Origin of the sequence: Salmonella bongori NCTC 12419 (assembly GCF_000252995.1) — a bacterium.
In the GTDB taxonomy this organism is placed as follows: domain Bacteria; phylum Pseudomonadota; class Gammaproteobacteria; order Enterobacterales; family Enterobacteriaceae; genus Salmonella; species Salmonella bongori.
Genome location: NC_015761.1, coordinates 1,442,246 through 1,460,333 on the forward strand (window position 1 = coordinate 1,442,246; position 18,088 = coordinate 1,460,333).

General features: G+C 52.1%; 18 protein-coding genes. 5 read left to right on the top strand and 13 right to left on the bottom strand.

What is annotated here, in order from left to right:
* Positions 1-77 precede the first annotated feature (77 nt).
* Positions 78-773: a dethiobiotin synthase gene (gene bioD, locus SBG_RS06815; RefSeq protein ID WP_000919208.1), complete on the top strand. Its 696-nt coding sequence runs from the start codon at positions 78-80 to the stop codon at positions 771-773.
* Here the strand turns inward: bioD and clcB are convergent.
* The 11 genes from clcB to SBG_RS06870 form a co-directional block, all read right to left on the bottom strand.
* Positions 729-2,018, bottom strand: a complete 1,290-nt coding sequence (gene clcB, locus SBG_RS06820; protein WP_000554894.1) for a voltage-gated ClC-type chloride channel ClcB — start codon at positions 2,016-2,018, stop codon at positions 729-731. The two genes, bioD and clcB, sit on opposite strands and share 45 nt — an antisense overlap.
* A 121-nt stretch (positions 2,019-2,139) precedes the next feature.
* Positions 2,140-3,288: an osmoprotectant ABC transporter ATP-binding protein OsmV gene (gene osmV / locus SBG_RS06825; protein WP_000593082.1), complete on the bottom strand. Its 1,149-nt coding sequence runs from the start codon at positions 3,286-3,288 to the stop codon at positions 2,140-2,142.
* Entirely contained in the window at positions 3,288-3,935 is a 648-nt protein-coding gene (gene osmW, locus SBG_RS06830; RefSeq protein WP_000379674.1) for an osmoprotectant ABC transporter permease OsmW, read from the bottom strand. The genes osmV and osmW overlap by 1 nt, the downstream gene beginning before the upstream one ends.
* 9 nt (positions 3,936-3,944) lie before the next feature.
* On the bottom strand, positions 3,945-4,847 hold the full coding sequence (gene osmX, locus SBG_RS06835) for an osmoprotectant ABC transporter substrate-binding protein OsmX (RefSeq protein WP_001264132.1): 903 nt from the start codon (positions 4,845-4,847) through the stop codon (positions 3,945-3,947).
* Positions 4,848-4,875: 28 nt separating this feature from the next.
* A complete protein-coding gene (gene osmY / locus SBG_RS06840; RefSeq protein WP_000557308.1) occupies positions 4,876-5,586 on the bottom strand; it encodes an osmoprotectant ABC transporter permease OsmY in 711 nt (236 codons plus the stop codon).
* A 304-nt stretch (positions 5,587-5,890) separates the two neighbouring features.
* Entirely contained in the window at positions 5,891-6,505 is a 615-nt protein-coding gene (dmsD, locus tag SBG_RS06845) for a Tat proofreading chaperone DmsD (protein WP_000206574.1), read from the bottom strand.
* Positions 6,506-6,548: 43 nt separating this feature from the next.
* Positions 6,549-7,406 (bottom strand): dimethyl sulfoxide reductase anchor subunit family protein, encoded by an 858-nt coding sequence (locus tag SBG_RS06850; protein ID WP_000526525.1) that lies wholly within the window; start codon positions 7,404-7,406, stop codon positions 6,549-6,551.
* A gap of 1 nt (position 7,407) precedes the next feature.
* Positions 7,408-8,025: a dimethylsulfoxide reductase iron-sulfur subunit DmsB gene (gene dmsB / locus SBG_RS06855; RefSeq protein WP_000213081.1), complete on the bottom strand. Its 618-nt coding sequence runs from the start codon at positions 8,023-8,025 to the stop codon at positions 7,408-7,410.
* 10 nt (positions 8,026-8,035) lie between these two features.
* A complete protein-coding gene (gene ynfF, locus SBG_RS06860) occupies positions 8,036-10,471 on the bottom strand; it encodes a selenate/tellurate reductase subunit YnfF (protein WP_000705666.1) in 2,436 nt (811 codons plus the stop codon).
* Between the two features lie 76 nt (positions 10,472-10,547).
* The gene (gene ynfE, locus SBG_RS06865) at positions 10,548-12,986 is read right to left on the bottom strand and encodes a selenate/tellurate reductase subunit YnfE (protein ID WP_000546010.1); all 2,439 of its coding nucleotides are present in this window, start codon (positions 12,984-12,986) and stop codon (positions 10,548-10,550) included.
* A gap of 151 nt (positions 12,987-13,137) precedes the next feature.
* Positions 13,138-13,446 (bottom strand): DUF1161 domain-containing protein, encoded by a 309-nt coding sequence (locus SBG_RS06870; RefSeq protein WP_000975521.1) that lies wholly within the window; start codon positions 13,444-13,446, stop codon positions 13,138-13,140.
* A gap of 104 nt (positions 13,447-13,550) precedes the next feature.
* On the opposite strand from SBG_RS06870, the gene SBG_RS06875 reads away from it, so the two are divergent.
* Positions 13,551-14,261 (top strand): YnfC family lipoprotein, encoded by a 711-nt coding sequence (locus SBG_RS06875; protein ID WP_015702858.1) that lies wholly within the window; start codon positions 13,551-13,553, stop codon positions 14,259-14,261.
* Positions 14,262-14,291: 30 nt separating this feature from the next.
* Here the strand turns inward: SBG_RS06875 and speG are convergent, their stop codons facing one another.
* Complete coding sequence (gene speG / locus SBG_RS06880; protein WP_000200001.1) at positions 14,292-14,852, bottom strand: spermidine N1-acetyltransferase; 561 nt, start codon at positions 14,850-14,852, stop codon at positions 14,292-14,294.
* A gap of 33 nt (positions 14,853-14,885) precedes the next feature.
* A complete protein-coding gene (locus SBG_RS06885; protein ID WP_001066439.1) occupies positions 14,886-15,227 on the bottom strand; it encodes a DUF1283 family protein in 342 nt (113 codons plus the stop codon).
* Positions 15,228-15,376: 149 nt separating this feature from the next.
* Here SBG_RS06885 and SBG_RS06890 point away from each other — a divergent pair, with 149 nt between their 5' ends.
* From SBG_RS06890 to SBG_RS06900, 3 genes are all read left to right on the top strand, one after another.
* Entirely contained in the window at positions 15,377-15,703 is a 327-nt protein-coding gene (locus tag SBG_RS06890) for a YnfA family protein (protein ID WP_000921381.1), read from the top strand.
* Positions 15,704-15,825: 122 nt separating this feature from the next.
* Entirely contained in the window at positions 15,826-17,040 is a 1,215-nt protein-coding gene (rspA, locus tag SBG_RS06895; protein ID WP_000706281.1) for a starvation-sensing protein RspA, read from the top strand.
* Between the two features lie 11 nt (positions 17,041-17,051).
* Entirely contained in the window at positions 17,052-18,071 is a 1,020-nt protein-coding gene (locus SBG_RS06900; RefSeq protein WP_000836505.1) for a Zn-dependent oxidoreductase, read from the top strand.
* Positions 18,072-18,088 lie beyond the last annotated feature (17 nt).

Consider the following 18,088-nt stretch of genomic DNA (forward strand, 5'->3'; position numbering starts at 1 on the left):
CCCTTTCATAACTTAGACTTTCTCCACTGTATTATTTTCCTGGTTTATATTTACGAAGCATAACGGTGGAGTTAGTGATGCTGAAGCGTTTCTTTATTACAGGTACAGACACTTCTGTTGGGAAGACGGTGGTTTCCCGCGCATTACTACAAGCGTTAGCGTCGGGTGGTAAGAGCGTGGCAGGGTATAAACCTGTTGCTAAAGGGAGCAAAGAGACCCCGGAAGGGATGCGAAACAAAGACGCACTGGTGTTGCAAAGCGTTTCTTCTCTGGAATTACCGTATGAAGCGATCAATCCTATCGCGTTAAGCGAAGAGGAAAGCAGTGTAGCGCATAGCTGTCCTATTAATTACACCTTGTTGTCCAACGGCCTCGCCAATCTGAGCGATAAAGTGGATCACGTCGTTGTTGAGGGGACGGGCGGTTGGCGTAGCCTGATGAATGATTTACGTCCCCTGTCCGAATGGGTGGTGCAAGAGCAATTACCGGTATTCATGGTAGTGGGTATCCAGGAAGGGTGCATTAATCATGCTCTCCTTACCGCCCAGGCCATCGCCAGCGACGGGCTGCCATTCATTGGCTGGGTGGCGAATCGTATTAACCCCGGTCTGGCGCACTATGCTGAAATCATTGACGTGTTGGGGAAAAAATTGCCTGCGCCGCTGATTGGCGAACTGCCGTACCTGCCTCGTGCTGAGCAGCGTGAATTGGGGCAGTATATTCGTTTGTCAATGCTCGGCAACGTGCTGTCGGTAGATAGAGTCGTGGCGTAACGTCCGCGATAATACTGACGCCACCACGCAGGCGATCAGCAGGCCGGGGAGCAAAGGATACTCGCCGGTCATTTCGCAAATCATCAGGGCAGACATAATCGGCGCATGAGTTGTCGCCGCCAGTAACGTGGCCATACCCGCCAGGCCCAGCAGAATGGCTATCTCATCCTGATTCGGCAGCCAGAATCCCCATATCCGACCAAAAAGCATACCGACTGATAGTCCGACGAATAACGTTGGCGTAAAAACACCACCCGGTGCGCCAGAACCACTGCTGGCGAGTACTGCCAGTAATTTGCACGCAAAAATTCCGGTAATCAGAGAAAATAGCGGTGGAGAGAGCAGGAATGACTGTACAACACTATAGCCATTGCCCCAGACCGTAGGTGTCAGTAACGACAATATCCCGACAATAAACCCGCCCAACGCCAGCTGCCAGGGTGGCGAGAGTTGTAAACGTAAAAAGGCATTATGGCTGGCCGTCATTAGCCACATCAGTAACGGGCCGCATACACCGGCAACCAGACCTGTACTGACGATCATGATATATTCCCGGGCATGAAGCGCGAGGGTCAGATGAACGGTATAGAGTAATGAATCGCTACCGTTTAATACATGGGTGATGAGCAGCGCGACGACAGCGGAGATGACAACCGGGCCGAGGGAGGCCAGCATTAACGTGCCGAACAGGATCTCGGCGATAAAAAGGCTGCCCGCCAGCGGCGCATGATATGCGCTCGCCATACCCGCCGCAGCGCCACTGGCGATCCATAATTTCCATTCTTCACGCGGTGTGAAGCGCCTGGCAAAGCCGGATGCCGCCAGCGCGGCGAGTAGGATCATTGCGCCTTCGCGACCAATTGCGCTACCGCTGACCACAACCAGTAGCGAAGCCAGCGATTTCACCAGACTGGCGCCAACGTCAAACTGCCCGTCAGTTTGCAAGGCTTCCATATAGTCAGTGGGCGCATGGGGGCGTTGTTGATTCATTTTTTGCCACCCCCACAGCAACAGACCTGCGGCCAGACCGCCGAGGGCCGGCGTTAGCACGCGGCGCCAGGGCGAAAGTCGCGCTGCCGCGTTCACCAGGCTCCCCGTGTCATTACTCAGGAAAAACCACTCCAGTAGTTGCATCGCATGACGGAAGGCGGCGACCGCCAACGCGGCAAGAATACCGATAAGCGTAGCGATCAATAGACGGCGAAACATCGCGCGCAGATCGGGGTAAGCGTGTAAACGATGCATGAATGGTTAACAGGGAGATTTCAGGATAGCGTATTTTGTGGCGAAATGGCGTCAGATGCAAAAGCACTATGTGCGGTAACCCTGTTACCGGATAACGGATAGGCCGCCATCCGGTAACGCGTTAGTTGCTTTCGTGGATATTGAGTGCCCGACGTGTACGGCCTGAACTAAGATAATCGGCGATATAATCCTGAGAGATCTCACCGTTATAGCGTCCGTCTTCATCAACGATCGGCATCCAACTGGTATTACTTTCGTACAACCTGGACAACACAATGCGGAGATTGTCTTCGGCTTTGCCCGTAATGCGGAAAGGATGAGTGATATCGGCGCAGGTTCCACTGGCGTTACGCGCTTCGCGGCGCTTCACAAATCCCAGCGGCTTCCCGTCGTTGTCAATGACAGTAATCGCGCGAATATCATTGTCATCCATAATACTAAACGCCTCACTTAACGGTGTTGAAGGCCGTGCGGTAATGGTCGGCTGTTGATCGGTGACATCACCTGCGGAGACCAGTAGCAGACGTTTTAACGTTCTGTCCTGACCGACAAATGAACCGACAAATTCGTTTGCTGGTTTTGCCAACAGTTCATCAGGGCTGGCGCACTGTACTATTCGTCCCTGACGGAAGACTGCGATGCGGTCGCCGAGTTTTAGCGCTTCATCGATATCATGGCTGACCAGCATCACTGTCTTTTTAAGCTTGCGCTGCATATCAAGAAACTGGTTCTGGATCACTTCACGGTTAATAGGGTCCACCGCGCCGAAAGGCTCATCCATCAACAGTACCGGCGGATCGGCGGCCAGAGCGCGTATCACACCAATGCGCTGTTGCTGCCCTCCGGACATCTCTTTTGGGTAACGATGCAGAAATTTTCTGGCGTCCAGCGCGACCATGTCCATTAGCTCTTCTGCGCGTTGCTTACAGCGCGCTTTGTCCCAACCTAACATGCGAGGCACAACGGTTATATTTTCTTCAATCGTCATATTGGGGAACAGGCCGATTTGTTGGATAACATACCCGATATTGCGGCGCAGCGTAACCGTATCCATATCGTTGGTATTTTCGCCATTGATAAGAATATTCCCGCTGCTGGGCGCGATCAGCCGGTTGATCATCTTTAACGTTGTGGTTTTGCCACAACCGGATGGACCGAGTAACACGCACATTTCGCCTTCCGGCACGTTCAGATTTACGTTGTCGACGGCTTTCAGCGGCTGACCCTTTTTCTGTGTAAATTGTTTGGTGAGATTTTCCAGTTTTATCATTATCGTATCCCCTTAGGTGTCAGTACGACTTGCAGACGATGCAGCAACCAGTCAAGCACGATAGCCAGCAAACAAATCATCAGCGCGCCGGCAATTAACATGCGGATATCGCTTCCGCTTATGCCATTTAACAGTAGCAGCCCCAGACCGCCTGCGCCGATCACGGCGGCAATCGCCATAACGCCGATATTCATCACCACTGCGGTGCGGATACCCCCGAAAATAACCGGTAATGCCATCGGGATTTCCACCCAACGCAGTCGTTGCCAGAAGGTCATACCGATGCCGCGTCCCGCCTCACGCAGGCCGGGGGGCAGACTATCAAGCGCCGTATGGGTGTTACGGACAATCGGCAGTAAAGAATAGAGAAACACCGCCGTTACGGCGGGCAGAACGCCAATACCATGGCCGATCAGTGAAAAAAGCGGGATCATTAACCCAAATAACGCGATAGAGGGAATGGTTAATAGTAGCGTAGCGGCGCCCAATATCGGTGTCGCCAGCCATTTGTGGCGTACAATCAAAACGCCTAATGGTACGCCGATAATAATCGCCAGCCCGACGGCCAGCGCGACCAGCCAGAGATGCTGAAAGGTAAGGCTGGCGAGGTAGCCTGCGTTATCCAGCATATAATGTATTGTGTCCATAGACGCTCCTTACAGCAGACCTTTGTCCTGGAGAAATTGATGGGCGACCTGCTGCGGCGTGCGATGATCAATATCGACCTGGGCGTTTAAGGTGGATATCACATCGTTATTCAGCAGACCGGAAAGGGTATTTAACGCGTCATCAAGCCCGGGGTTGGCCTCAAGTACTTCTTTACGTACAACGGGCGTGACAGCGTAACTTGGAAAGAAGCCTTTATCATCTTCCAGCACTTTTAGATCAAACCCTTTCACCCGTCCATCAGTGGTATAAACTAACCCGGCGTCAACCAGCCCATCCCGAACAGCGTTATAAACAAGCCCTGGGTCCATCTGTCGTATTTGCGGGCGATCAAGCTGCATCTGATAGGCTTGCTGAAGGGGCTTCATCCCGTCGCTACGCCCGGCAAATTCCAGATCGAGGCCGAGCATCCAGTTGTGGTCAGGATCCCTTTGCCGGACTTGTTCTATTTTTGCCACCATTTGCGAGATGGTGGTGATATTTTCCAACTCGGCGCGTTGGCGTTGCATCGCGAAAGCGTAGGTATTATTCATGTCAGCAGGTTTTAGCCATACCAGACCCAGTTTTGCATCCAGGCGTTTTACTGTGTCATAGGTTTCTTGTGGGCTCATGCGTTTATCAATGCGGTTAAAAATAATCAACGATGTGCCCGTGTACTCCCAGGTGATATCAATCTGTTTATTGACCATCGCATTACGAGAAATCACGGCGGCGATATTGGTTTGCGGCTCTACCTGAAAGCCTTTTTTTTGCAAATACTGCACGGTCATTGCCGAGAGGATATGTTGTTCGGTAAAACTTTTTGTGGCGAGGACCAGCGGTGCGGCCTGCGTCAAACTACTGAACAGTAATGTTGCGGCCAGCCATCCCAGCAGGTGTCTTTTAACTCTCATTTAACGCTCCTTATTGTTATGTATGCGTTCAGGCGGTATGTGGGCTGAGGCGTCGCCCAAGCAAGGCAAGCAGGGTGTCAAGAATCAGAGCGAATAACGCCGTGGCCGTTGCGCCCAGAATCAACGTCGGAAAATCATTGAGATAAATACCGGGGAAAATCAGCTCGCCGTAGCTGCTGGCGCCGATCAGAAAGGCCAGTGGCGCGGTGCCGACATTGATAGCAGTCGCGATGCGAATGCCAGACAACATCACTGGCCAGGCATTAGGAAGTTCTACCTGGCGAAGTCGCTGCCATTTTGTCATCCCAATACCATTCGCCGCTTCAATCAGTGAGGCGGGTACGGAACAGAGACCCGCATAGGTATTGCGGACGATAGGCAGAAGCGAAGCCAGAAATAGTGCGACAATAGCGGGTGTATCGCCAATCCCGATAATCACCATGGCCAATGCCAGGACTGCCAGCGGCGGCAATGTATTACCGACATTAAAGATTTGCATGACGTATTCAGCAAAGCCTTTTGCCGCAGGACGGCTGAGTAAAATCCCGCTCGGGATACCGACCAGTAAAGCAAAAAACATTGACGTAAAGACCAGGATTAAATGCCGTTGCCCCAGATACAGTAGATCGACCTGACGCGCTTTCAGAGTTTCCAGGCCGATTCCCCAGATAAATAACGCCAGTAACAGCAAAATGACGGTAGTGAACCCAAGTACGCGTTTTAGGGTGAGAGTGTGCATTGCGGTGTGTCTCCCTGTTTGCATGTGTTATGGCAACGTAAAATCGTCGCGTGTTGTTATGCCATGTTCCGGCAGGGTATGTTGAGCTATAGCAACAGGTTGGGAAGGATTCCAGCGAGACGTGATATTTAACACTGTTAAATATTTATTAACAATTGTGTTTTACCCTTATGCGGCTTAGCGTAATCATTAACGATAAAGAATTATCTTAAAAACAGAATGTGTATGTGACGTTGTCACTTTTTAAAGAGAAATATAGTCTTCAGAAGAAGAAAAGGCAGGGAAATCCTGCCTTTTGTATGGATTAGCGGAATAACGGCTTTACCGCCACGGGAATAATAAGCTGAGTTTGCCATTGCGCCAGGGTCAGACGCGCAAGTTGGCCCAGTGCCTGATAAAACGGATGCCCGGCATGGTCGATAAAGACGTCCAGAAAACGCGATGACCATGGGAACAGGTGCCAGGCCAGTAGCTGTTCGCATTCATGATAACGACCCTGTTCGGCAAGCCATGCTGCCAGTAGCAGCAGTGACCCGAAATGATCCTCTGGCTCGTTTTGTTGCACCTCAAACTGAATACCGTTTTCGCGCATCCACTGACGTAGCGCCAGCGTAGAATCGCCAAATAGCACGCTCTCGCGATCCAGCCAGACGGAACCCCACGGTGGAGACGGCAGTGCGTAAGGGCCGATAAACAGGCGCTGCCAGGCCTCTGGTAACGACTCCTCGCTGTCGGCCTTAAGCATTGCCGCCACAGGCGCAAGCGCTTCTGCGTCAAGCGGCCACTGCGTCTGCCAGTTGTCGGTTAAGAGCGCCTGTACCAGCGGGGCGGCTTCGTTGCTTTCTGGCGAGTAATAAAACAGCGCACCAAGTACACGCGCCGTTACTGAAAAATCATCACGTTGTAAAAAAGTGGTCATTCAAACAATCCCGAAAGGTGCGGGGCGCCCCCGCACGCATAAATTAACCTGCAACTGCCATACCTACGGTCATATGCAGGCCATAAAAAAGTCCGCGGCCTATAATCTCGCCCGCCAGCACCAGCAAGGCTCCCAGCAGCAGACCAACGGTATGCGGTTGACGGCGACGAATCAGCGGGCATAGCCAGCAGCCTAATCCAGCTGCAAGCAGGATAATGCGCCAGACCTGTAGCATACCGTAATCCGGCGCAAGGTGGCTGGCTTGCTGAACGGAACTACGAATAACTGAGAGCGACAGTCCCTGTAATACGATGACCGCCGCGCACACCACTAACGCCAGAACGCTAATACTGGCAAACGTCGCGCCGCAAAACGGGACGCGCGCGACACGCAACAGAAGCGCCGCAAACAGTGGACCGCACAGAAATGCAGTCAGGAAGAAGGCCAGCGTAGTGTAGCCATTATACCAGGTCGGTACCGTATCAATCTGGTAAACGCGCGTCATTGCCCAAATGAAGGCTACGCCGAGCGCCATACTGACCAGCAGCCAAACCTTACCCAGCGTTCGGGGCATTTTACCGAGGACTGCCACCAGCCACCAGATGCCGCCGACGGCAAAAAAGAGTGAGCCCGCGGCAATTTCATTACTGAGTGCGGACGCTCCGACACGGTTAAGCGAGTTGAACGCCCGCAGCGGCGAACCCAGGTGAATGACTGAAGCCAGGAAGGCGATACCCATCACCAGCCACAGAAAAAACATCCCGCGTACCAGACGTTGCCTGGCGGCGGCATCATTTTGTGTTGCAAACCAGCCGAGTCCGCTGACAATCAGCGCGCCGACTACACATTGCCCCAGTACCGTAAACAGCACCAGCGGCCATTCATGCCATCCGTTTCCCATCTTATACCTCCTTCGGATTGGCCAGATAACCGGTGGTATCCCCGGTCGGCCGGCTGTTGGCGTTGGGCTTAATCACAATATTCGGCTTTGTGAAATGCGCGCGCGGCAACGGCGCGACCGCCGCCAGGTCACCGTGCTTTTTACGCAGTTCGTCTATCGGGCCGAAATCCAGCGCCCGCAGCGGGCAGGATTCCACGCAAATCGGCTTTTTGCCGTCTGCCACCCGGTCGTGGCAACCGTCGCACTTGGTCATATGGCCTTTGGCGGCATTGTACTGCGGCGCGCCGTACGGGCAGGCCATGTGGCAATAGCGACAGCCGATACACACGTCTTCATCCACCACCACAAAACCGTCTTCACGTTTGTGCATTGCACCGCTCGGGCAGACTTTGGTACAGGCCGGGTCTTCGCAGTGGTTACACGAAATCGAGAGATAATAGGCAAAAACGTTCTGGTGCCAGACGCCGTTATCTTCCTGCCAGTCGCCACCGGCATACTCATAAATGCGGCGGAAACTGACGTCCGGGGTTAAATCTTTGTAGTCTTTACAGGCCAGTTCGCAGGTTTTGCAACCGGTGCAACGGCTGGAATCAATAAAAAATCCATACTGGGTTGTCATCGGTTACTCCTTATACCTTTTCAACCTGAACAAGATTGCTGTGCGAAGGGTTACCTTTCGCCAGCGGAGACGGACGGTGCGAAGTCAGAATATTGATTGAGCCGCCGTGGTCGATTTTGTCACCGAACATATCGGCTTTAAGCCAGGCACCCTGACCGATAGCGGTAACGCCAGGCAGAATACGTGGGGTAACTTTCGCCGGGATCAGCATTTGCCCATTCTTGTTGAATACCCTGACGGTATCGCCGTGTTGAATCCCCCGTGTTTTAGCATCAATCGGGTTGATCCAGATTTCCTGAGGGCACGCCTGCTGCAGAACGTCGATATTGCCATAACTGGAGTGAGTGCGAGCTTTGTAGTGAAAGCCGGTCAACTGGAGTGGGTACGTTTTGCGTACAGGATCGTCCCAGCCGTCAAAACCTGGCGCATAGGCGGGCAGTGGATGGATAATTTCATCCTTTTTTAATTCCCAGGTATCCGCGATAGTCGCCAGTTGTTCAGAATAAATTTCGATTTTTCCGGATGGGGTTTTCAGCGGATGGGCCTGCGGATCTTCGCGGAAATCGCGGAAAGCGACATAGTGCTCTTCCGGGCATTTTTTCTTGAAGATACCGGTTTTTTTCATCTCTTCGTAATCCGGCATCTCCGGGTTACGTTCCTTGGTTTTGGCATGCAGATATTTCACCCATTCGTGCTGGGTGCGCCCTTCGGTGAAGGTCTGATAAACATCCGGACCGAGACGTTTAGCGATTTCGCTGAGTGTCCAGTAGATCGGTTTGCGTTCAAACTTTGGTGAGGTTGCCGGTTGTCCCAGAATCACGTACCCCATGTTTCCCGCCGATTCATGAGAAATGAGATCTTCCTGTTCGGTGGGCATCAGGTCAGGCAGCAGAATATCGCAATACTTCGCAGATGCGGTCATGAAGTGTTCGATGCCGACAATCATTTCGCATTTACTGTCGTCCTGCAGCACTTCGTGAGTGTGAGTAATATCACCGTGCTGGTTAATCAGGGTATTGCTGGCATAGCACCATAAAAACTTAACGGGTACATCGAGCTTATCTTTACCACGCACGCCGTCGCGGATCGCGGTCATTTCTGCGCCGTGGTCAATAGCATCGGTCCAGGTAAACACTGAAATCTGCGTTTTAACCGGATTGTCGAGCATCGGAAACCATTCAACGCCAAGATCCCAGGTGCCCTCACGCACGCCGGAATTACCGCCGTTTATCCCGACATTGCCGGTCAGCACCGAAAGCATGGCGATCGCACGTGCAGTCTGTTCACCGTTGGAATGGCGCTGCGGCCCCCAGCCCTGGCAAATATAGGCCGGTTTCGCCTGGCCGATTTCACGCGCTAACTGAATAATTTTGTCTGCCGGAATACTGGTAATTTGTGATGCCCATTGCGGGGTTTTGGCGATACCGTCTGGTCCCTCGCCAAGAATATAGGCTTTGTAGTGGGCGTTACGCGGTGCGGAGGCGGGCAGGGTGGTTTCATCGTAGCCGACGCAATATTTATCAAGAAACGGCTTATCAACCAGATCTTCAGTGATCAGCACACAGGCGATTGCCGCCGCCAGCGCCCCGTCTGTGCCCGGACGAATCGGTAACCACTCATCTTCACGCCCGGCAGCGGTATCGTTATAGCGGGGATCGATAACGATCATACGTGCATTAGAGCGTTCACGAGCCTGTTCAACATAATATGTAACGCCGCCGCCACTCATTCGTGTTTCGGCAGGGTTGTTGCCGAATATTACCACCAGTTTGGTATTGGCAATGTCGTCCGGGCTGTTACCGTCATTGCCGCCGAACATATAGTTCATTGCGGCGCTGATTTGCGCGGTACTGTAGCTGCCGTAGCGGCTGAGATAACCACCGCAGGCGTTCATCAGTCGGTACGGCACATTGGAATTAGTGATATTGCCGCCATCAACACCGGTACCGTACAGAACATGCACCGCCTCGTTACCGTAGTCTTTAAGGATCCGCTGCAGATTGCCGCTAATGGTATCCAGCGCCTCATCCCAGGAGATACGTTCAAACTTGCCTTCGCCGCGTTTACCAACGCGCTTCATGGGATATTTAAGCCGATCGGGGTGATTCATCCGGCGGCGAATGGAGCGTCCGCGCAGGCAAGCGCGCACCTGATGATTACCGTATTCGTCATTACCGGTGGTGTCGGATTCAACCCAATAGACGGTGTCGTCTTTGACATGCAGCCGCAGCAAACAGCGGCTACCGCAGTTAACGGTACAAGAGCTCCAGACCGCCTTTTCGTCGACCGGCGCAGGTGCAATGCCGTCAGCGGCGCGGGTAATGCGAGAGAATGGAAGGGTGAAAGCGCTACTGGCGAGCGCAAGGCTACCAATGGCGGATGTTTTCACCAGACTACGGCGGCTGATACTGGCCGTCATGAGCGCCTCAGGCGTGGTGATTTTCATAGTTACTCACTTTGCTTAGTATAAAAACGTGATTGGCCTTGTAGACGCCCCTGTATCTTCAGGGGCTATCTTTCTTTTATATTTTTTCTATCTCGACGAGGTTGGTGTGTTGCGGGTTGCCTTTTGCCAATGGCGAAGGGCGGTGAGTCGTTAAGGTATTTACGCAAGCGCCGCGATCGATTCGGTCGCCTGACATGTCTGCGTCGTGCCAGGCCCCCTGTCCCATGGCACTGACACCGGGCAGGATGCGTGGCGTGACTTTTGCGGGTAGGTGAACTTCACCGCGATCGTTGAATACCCGCACCATATCGCCGTTACTGATGCCACGTTTTGCCGCATCCAGCGGGTTGATCCACACTTCCTGGCGGCAAGAGGCCTTAAGAACGTCTACGTTACCGTAGGTGGAGTGGGTACGGGATTTATAGTGGAAGCCAAAAAGCTGGAGCGGAAAGCGGCTGCGTAGCGGGTCGTCCCAGCCTTCGAAGGTGGGGGCATAGACGGGAAGAGGACTGATAACATCGCCTTTTTCCAGCTCCCACGTTCTGGCAATTTCAGCCAGACGGCTTGAGTAAATCTCAATTTTACCGGAAGGGGTTTTCAGCGGGTGCGCCTGAGGGTCTTCACGAAATTGTTTGTAGGCGACAAAATGCCCGTTAGGATCCTTACGTTTATAGATTCCCATCTTTTTCAGCTCATCATAGCTGGGCAATGCCGGGTCTCGCGCGCGCATCCTGGCATACAGATACTGTAGCCACTGTTCCTGTGTACGGCCTTCGGTAAATTTCTCATGCACATCATCACCGAGGCGCTTCGCGACTTCGCTAAGTATCCAGTAGATGGGTTTACGTTCGAATTTCGCCGTGGTGGCCGGTTGTATGAAAATAAGGTAGCCCATGTTGCCGGCATAGTCGTTGGGAATGATATCTTCCTGCTCCACTGTCATCAGGTCGGGAAGCAGGAGATCGGCGTATTTAGCCGAGGAGGTCATGAAATTCTCAATGACCACAATCATTTCGCACTTTGACTCATCCTGTAGAATTTCATGGGTTTTGTTGATATCAGAGTGCTGATTAATCAGTGTATTACCGGCATAGTTCCAGATGAATTTTATCGGCACGTCGAGCTTGTCTTTACCACGTACGCCGTCGCGGGTGGCGGTCATTTGTGGGCCGCGTTCGATAGCATCTGTCCAGCTAAAGCAGGAGATGGCAGTTTTAACAGGGTTTTCCAGCATTGGCAGGCGTTCAATGGTAATCGTATAAGTGGATTCCCGCGCGCCGCTGTTACCCCCATTGATGCCGACATTGCCGGTAAGTATCGGCAGCATGGCGATGGCGCGGGAGGTCAGCTCGCCGTTTGCCTGGCGCTGCGGTCCCCAGCCCTGGCAAATATAAACCGGTTTCGTGCTGCCGATTTCTCGTGCCAGCTTGATGATGCGATCGACGGGAATACCGGTGATGGCAGAGGCCCACTCAGGCGTTTTGGCGACGCCGTCCTCTCCCTGACCCAAGATATAGGCTTTGTAATGGCCGTTGGCAGGCGCATCGGCAGGCAGCGTTTTGTCGTCATAACCAATGCAGTAGCGATCAAGAAAAGGCTGGTCGACCAGATCCTCGTTAATCAGTACCCAGGCGATACCGGCCACCAACGCCGCGTCGGTACCCGGACGGATCGGGAGCCATTCGTCTTCACGCCCGGCTGCCGTATCGGTATAGCGAGGATCGATGACGATCATGCGCGCATTAGAACGTGCGCGCGCCTGTTCCAGATACCAGGTGATGCCGCCGCCACTCATCCTGGTTTCAGCCGGGTTATTGCCGAACATCACTACCAGTTTGCTGTTTTCAATGTCGGAGGTGCTGTTCCCATCGTTGGAGCCGTAGGTGTAGGGCATGGCACAGGAGATTTGGGCCGTACTGTATGAACCATACTGGTTTAGCGAACCGCCATAACAGTTCATGAGGCGTCTGACGGGAGAGGCAGAGGGAGAGGAGCGGGTTATATTGCCGCCAACAATGCCGGAAGAGTAATTGATATAGACTGCTTCGTTACCGTAGTCGTTAACGACCTTTTTCAAACTGGCGGTAAGGGTGTCGAGCGCTTCCTGCCAGCTGATACGCTCGAACTTACCTTCACCACGCTTGCCGACCCGTTTCATGGGATAGTTAAGCCTGTCGGGATGGTTGATTCGCCGACGTATTGAGCGTCCACGCAGGCAGGCGCGTACCTGATGATTACCATATATGTCATCACCGGTATTATCGGTTTCTACCCATAAGACTTCATTATCTTTCACGTGAAGCCGGAGTGCGCAGCGGCTACCGCAGTTGACGGAACATGTCCCCCAGACGACGTTATCTTCTTCCATGCGCAGTGCCCGCTGCACCGCAGCAGTCGCGGTACGCATCCCGAATGGCAGCGACATGCCTCCGGCTGCCAGCGCCAGTGAGCCAAGCGCCGTTGATTTCATTAATGTTCTGCGGCTTACGCCTATTTGTTGCTTTTCTCCGTGCATCACTCACTCCATTATGGCTTCGCTATATATTGATATCTATAGCGAAATTATTAACCTGCTAATGATGTAGTGAGTTTACGCCTTTGGGAGTATGGGTTATTAACCCATATCAAAGAGCGTTACCCTCCAGGCCAGGAGGGCCGGAGGGGGATTATTGCGGCTCGGTGGATGAACCATCCTGGCTGGGAGTGCTGTTAGCTGGCGCATTACCGCTGCTGGTACGGGTATATAAAATTTTATGGGTGTCGTTGGCGCAATGGCCCACCACTTGGGAATCTGGCTGATCGGCCTGGTCGTTAGGAACGATAGTGAGCGTAAAATTATCTGCGGGCACGCCGTTATTGATAATACGTTGCTCTATGTCGCTTTTTACTCTCTCGCACGAACCTGGCGCCGCCATCACCAGAGGGGGGGTGCTGAATAACGCCAGAGCGGTTACTACTGTTGCGATTTTCATCATGAGCTCCTGTGATTAATGACGATGTTCTAAGCTTAGCATTTTTAGTGTAAATAACTGTATTTGCTAATATGATTGATATCAATCCCTCTATCCAGGTGAAACGTGTGAAGAAAGCCTTTTTACTGACATTATTGTGCATGATGTTGTCAGGTTGCGATAATCCGAAATCCCCAGTGTCTTTTACGCCGGAAATGGCCAGTTTTTCGAATGAATTTGATTTTGATCCATTACGCGGACCGGTAAAGGATTTCAGCCAGACGTTGATAAATGAGAACGGCGAGGTAGCGAAGCAGGTCTCCGGTACGCTTTCACAGGAAGGCTGTTTTGATACGCTTGAATTACACGATCTGGAGAATGACACGGGGCTGGCGCTCGTGCTGGATGCCAATTATTACCGTGATGCCCAGACGCTGGAAAAAAAGATACAGCTACAGGGGAAATGCCAGTTGGCGGCGCTCCCTTCAGCGGGTGTAACCTGGGAAACGGACGACAATGGTTTTGTGGTCTCAGCGGCGGGAAAAGGGATGAACGTCGAGTACCGCTATGATGGCGAAGGCTATCCGTTAGGTAAGACCACTGTAAACGCGCATAACACGCTCTCTGTTACGGCGAAACCTTCAGCAGATGCTCGTAAAAAATTGGATTATACGGCAGTAAGCCGGATAGATGATCGGCAGGTCGGCAACGTCAGACAGAGCTGCGAATATGATGCGTACGCTAACCCTGTTGACTGCCGGCTTGTTATTGTTGACGAAAGCGTTAAGCCGGCAGTGTCTCACCATTACACGATTAAAAACCGTATTGATTACTACTAAGTTCGACTTTCCGTTACCACCGCGCGGCGTTTACTGCGCGGTAGGTTTGAGGAGGGTAGAACCGGATGTTTTATGCTCATCCAGATATTGCTGCTGGAAGATACACATGCGGATGGTGTTACGGTATTCGCCGTTAATAAAGAACTCGTGAATCAGCTCGCCCTCGACTCTAAACCCGAGCTTACGGTAGATATGAATCGCTTTTTCATTCTCTTTATCGACGATCAAATATAATTTATAGAGATTAAGGACAGTAAAACCGTAATCCATTGCCAGTTTTGCCGCGCGCGACGCGAGGCCTTTTCCCTGGTACTCCGGAGAAATAATAATCTGAAATTCAGCCCGGCGATGCACATGGTTAATTTCAACCAGTTCCACTAGTCCGGCGTTTTGGCCGTCACATTCGACGACAAAGCGCCGCTCGCTTTGGTCGTGGATGTGTTTGTCGTAGAGATCCGACAGTTCGACAAAGGCCTCATACGGCTCTTCAAACCAGTAACGCATGACACTGGCGTTATTATCAAGCTGGTGGACAAATCGTAAATCTTCACGCTCAAGCGGGCGCAGTCTGACGCTGTAATCGCTTGTCATACCGTATCCTTACACCTTTTTAGTAATCCTGTATCAGGGCGTAATTACGCGTCCTGTACGACGATCCAGACAACGCAGAGTATTGGGTTCCCAATAGGCGTTGATATTGGCGCTTTGCTCGCATTTATCGCGATTATCAAAGGCAGCATCGGCTTTGTCCCACTCTTTTTCTGCGCGGGTATTCACTTTTTGACGCAGATTGCGGGTATCGTTCCATTGTTCCTTTTCCATCGCCGCTTCCTGGCGACTCTGTGCGCTATCTCCCGATTCAATCACCAGTTTACTGGTTTCAGCGAAGGCGGAAGTGGTATACACAACGGCAGCCAGCGTAAGCATTGCCGTCAGGCACAGGCGTTTGCTCAGCGTATTGTTCATTGCAACGTCCTTTCATCAGGGGAAAACGCGGTAAAACACCGTTAAATTCTACACTAAACCTTATGCCTGGCATATACACAAGACAATGAGCTCACCGTAGCGATATTCTGTCGTATTATCACGTATCTTTTCGTTATTAAATGAATCTGATGTTAAAAACGACGTTGCTTTTCTTTGTTACGGCGCTCTGTGAAATCATAGGGTGTTTTCTTCCCTGGCTTTGGATTAAGCGTGGCGCCAGCATAGGGTGGCTACTGCCCGCTGCGGTGTCGCTCGTCTTATTCGTCTGGCTTTTGACCTTACATCCGGCTGCCAGTGGACGAGTGTATGCGGCGTACGGTGGGGTATATGTCTGCACGGCGCTCCTGTGGCTACGCGTGGTCGATGGCGTCAGGCTCACGGTTTATGACTGGTCCGGCGCGCTCATTGCGCTATGTGGGATGTTGATTATTGTCGCCGGGTGGGGACGCACGTAACAGTATCGCGCAGTCAGCACATTTTGTGATCTGACAGCGCTTTTTTGATCAATATACTTGTATGGTAGTAGCTCAGTTGGGTAAATTTCCTTACATCCCATAATGCGATGTAAGGAATAAAAATGAAGATTGTAGGGGCTGAAGTCTTTGTTACCTGTCCAGGCCGTAACTTCGTCACCTTAAAAATTACCACCGAAGACGGGATTACCGGTCTGGGGGATGCCACCCTGAACGGTCGTGAATTGTCGGTGGCGTCGTATCTTAGCGATCATCTGTGCCCGCAGCTTATCGGACGGGATGCGCACCGTATTGAAGATATCTGGCAATTCTTCTACAAAGGCGCGTACTGGCGCCGTGGTCCTGTCACCATGTCCGCCATTTCCGCTGTTGATATGGCGCTATGGGATATTAAAGCCAAAGCCGCCAATATGCCGTTGTACCAGTTGCTGGGCGGCGCCTCCCGAGAAGGCGTTATGGTGTATTGCCATACCACCGGACACACTATTAATGACGTGCTTGAAGATTACGCACGTCATAAGGCGATGGGGTTTAAAGCGATTCGCGTGCAGTGCGGGATCCCGGGGATGAAAACCACCTATGGCATGTCGAAAGGTAAAGGGCAGGCCTATGAACCGGCCACAAAAGGGCAGTGGCCGGAAGAGCAACTGTGGTCTACCGAGAAGTACCTCGACTTTACGCCAAAACTGTTTGATGCAGTGCGTAACGAATTTGGTTTTAACGAACATTTGCTGCATGACATGCACCATCGTCTGACTCCCATTGAGGCAGCCCGCTTTGGCAAAAGCATTGAAGACTACCGTCTGTTCTGGATGGAAGATCCGACGCCAGCTGAAAATCAGGAGTGCTTCCGCCTCATCCGTCAGCATACGGTTACGCCGATTGCCGTAGGCGAAGTTTTTAACAGTATCTGGGATTGCAAACAGCTCATTGAAGAGCAATTGATTGACTATATCCGCACCACACTCACTCATGCCGGGGGCATTACCGGTATGCGCCGCATTGCCGATTTTGCCTCGCTCTATCAGGTGCGTACCGGTTCCCATGGTCCATCCGATCTATCACCTGTCTGCATGGCCGCCGCATTGCACTTTGACCTGTGGGTTCCCAACTTCGGCGTACAGGAATATATGGGTTATTCCGAACAGATGCTGGAAGTCTTCCCGCATAGCTGGACGTTTGATAACGGCTATATGCATCCGGGGGATAAACCGGGACTGGGTATTGAGTTTGACGAAAAGCTGGCGGCGAAATACCCCTACGATCCTGCCTATCTGCCGGTCGCGCGTCTGGAAGACGGTACGTTGTGGAACTGGTAAGGAGAATAATGATGAAGAGTATCGTAATCGAACAACCGAATACGCTCACTTTACAGGAAAGGCCTGTCCCGACCCCTGCAGCCGGTGAAGTGCGGGTTAAAGTGAAACTGGCAGGAATTTGTGGTTCAGACAGCCATATATACCGTGGGCACAATCCTTTTGCGAAATATCCACGGGTTATCGGCCACGAGTTTTTCGGGGTGATTGATGCCGTAGGCGAGGGTGTGGAGGGCTCAAGGATCGGGCAGCGCGTGTCCGTCGATCCGGTAATTAGCTGCGGTCATTGTTATCCGTGCTCTATCGGAAAACCGAATGTGTGTACGTCTCTGGTGGTGCTCGGCGTTCATCGTGATGGTGGGTTTAGCGAATATGCCGTGGTCCCGGCAAAAAATGCCTGGCCTGTCCCTGATGCTGTTGAAGACAAACATGCGGTAATGATTGAACCCTTTACTATTGCCGCTAACGTCACCGGCCAGGTGAAACCAACGGAGCACGATGTCGTATTGATCTACGGGGCCGGGCCGATGGGGTTGACCACCGTGCAGGCGCTGAAAGGTGTCTATCGGGTGAAAACCGTTATTGTCGCCGACCGGATTGACGAACGGCTGGCGATGGCGAAAGAAAGCGGCGCAGACTGGGTGATTCACAATGGTCAGCAATCGTTGCAGGCATTTCTTGATGAAAAAGACCTCAAACCTACATTGATTGTTGATGCTGCCTGTCATCCCTCGATTCTTCAGGAGGCGATTACGCTGGCATCCCCTGCAGCCAGAATCGTACTGATGGGTTTTTCCAGCGAACCGTGTCAAATCATCCAGCAGGGGATTACCGGAAAAGAGCTGGCGATATTTTCCTCCAGACTCAATGCGAATAAGTTTCCTGTTGTCATTGACTGGTTAGTTAATGGCTTTATCGATCCTGACAAACTGGTTACTCATACTTTTGACTATCACCACGTTACTGACGCGATTGAATTGTTTGAAAAAGACCAGCGGCACTGCTGCAAGGTTTTACTGACATTCGATGAATAATATTAATAAATGCGAGT

What these genes read in the sequence shown, in the direction of transcription:
- bioD (WP_000919208.1), top strand. Translation starts at nt 78, where the DNA reads ATGCTGAAGCGTTTCTTTATTACAGGTACAGACACTTCTGTTGGGAAG.
- clcB (WP_000554894.1), bottom strand. Translation starts at nt 2,018, where the DNA reads ATGCATCGTTTACACGCTTACCCCGATCTGCGCGCGATGTTTCGCCGT.
- osmV (WP_000593082.1), bottom strand. Translation starts at nt 3,288, where the DNA reads ATGATAAAACTGGAAAATCTCACCAAACAATTTACACAGAAAAAGGGT.
- osmW (WP_000379674.1), bottom strand. Translation starts at nt 3,935, where the DNA reads ATGGACACAATACATTATATGCTGGATAACGCAGGCTACCTCGCCAGC.
- osmX (WP_001264132.1), bottom strand. Translation starts at nt 4,847, where the DNA reads ATGAGAGTTAAAAGACACCTGCTGGGATGGCTGGCCGCAACATTACTG.
- osmY (WP_000557308.1), bottom strand. Translation starts at nt 5,586, where the DNA reads ATGCACACTCTCACCCTAAAACGCGTACTTGGGTTCACTACCGTCATT.
- dmsD (WP_000206574.1), bottom strand. Translation starts at nt 6,505, where the DNA reads ATGACCACTTTTTTACAACGTGATGATTTTTCAGTAACGGCGCGTGTA.
- SBG_RS06850 (WP_000526525.1), bottom strand. Translation starts at nt 7,406, where the DNA reads ATGGGAAACGGATGGCATGAATGGCCGCTGGTGCTGTTTACGGTACTG.
- dmsB (WP_000213081.1), bottom strand. Translation starts at nt 8,025, where the DNA reads ATGACAACCCAGTATGGATTTTTTATTGATTCCAGCCGTTGCACCGGT.
- ynfF (WP_000705666.1), bottom strand. Translation starts at nt 10,471, where the DNA reads ATGAAAATCACCACGCCTGAGGCGCTCATGACGGCCAGTATCAGCCGC.
- ynfE (WP_000546010.1), bottom strand. Translation starts at nt 12,986, where the DNA reads ATGCACGGAGAAAAGCAACAAATAGGCGTAAGCCGCAGAACATTAATG.
- SBG_RS06870 (WP_000975521.1), bottom strand. Translation starts at nt 13,446, where the DNA reads ATGATGAAAATCGCAACAGTAGTAACCGCTCTGGCGTTATTCAGCACC.
- speG (WP_000200001.1), bottom strand. Translation starts at nt 14,852, where the DNA reads ATGACAAGCGATTACAGCGTCAGACTGCGCCCGCTTGAGCGTGAAGAT.
- SBG_RS06885 (WP_001066439.1), bottom strand. Translation starts at nt 15,227, where the DNA reads ATGAACAATACGCTGAGCAAACGCCTGTGCCTGACGGCAATGCTTACG.
- SBG_RS06890 (WP_000921381.1), top strand. Translation starts at nt 15,377, where the DNA reads ATGTTAAAAACGACGTTGCTTTTCTTTGTTACGGCGCTCTGTGAAATC.
- rspA (WP_000706281.1), top strand. Translation starts at nt 15,826, where the DNA reads ATGAAGATTGTAGGGGCTGAAGTCTTTGTTACCTGTCCAGGCCGTAAC.
- SBG_RS06900 (WP_000836505.1), top strand. Translation starts at nt 17,052, where the DNA reads ATGAAGAGTATCGTAATCGAACAACCGAATACGCTCACTTTACAGGAA.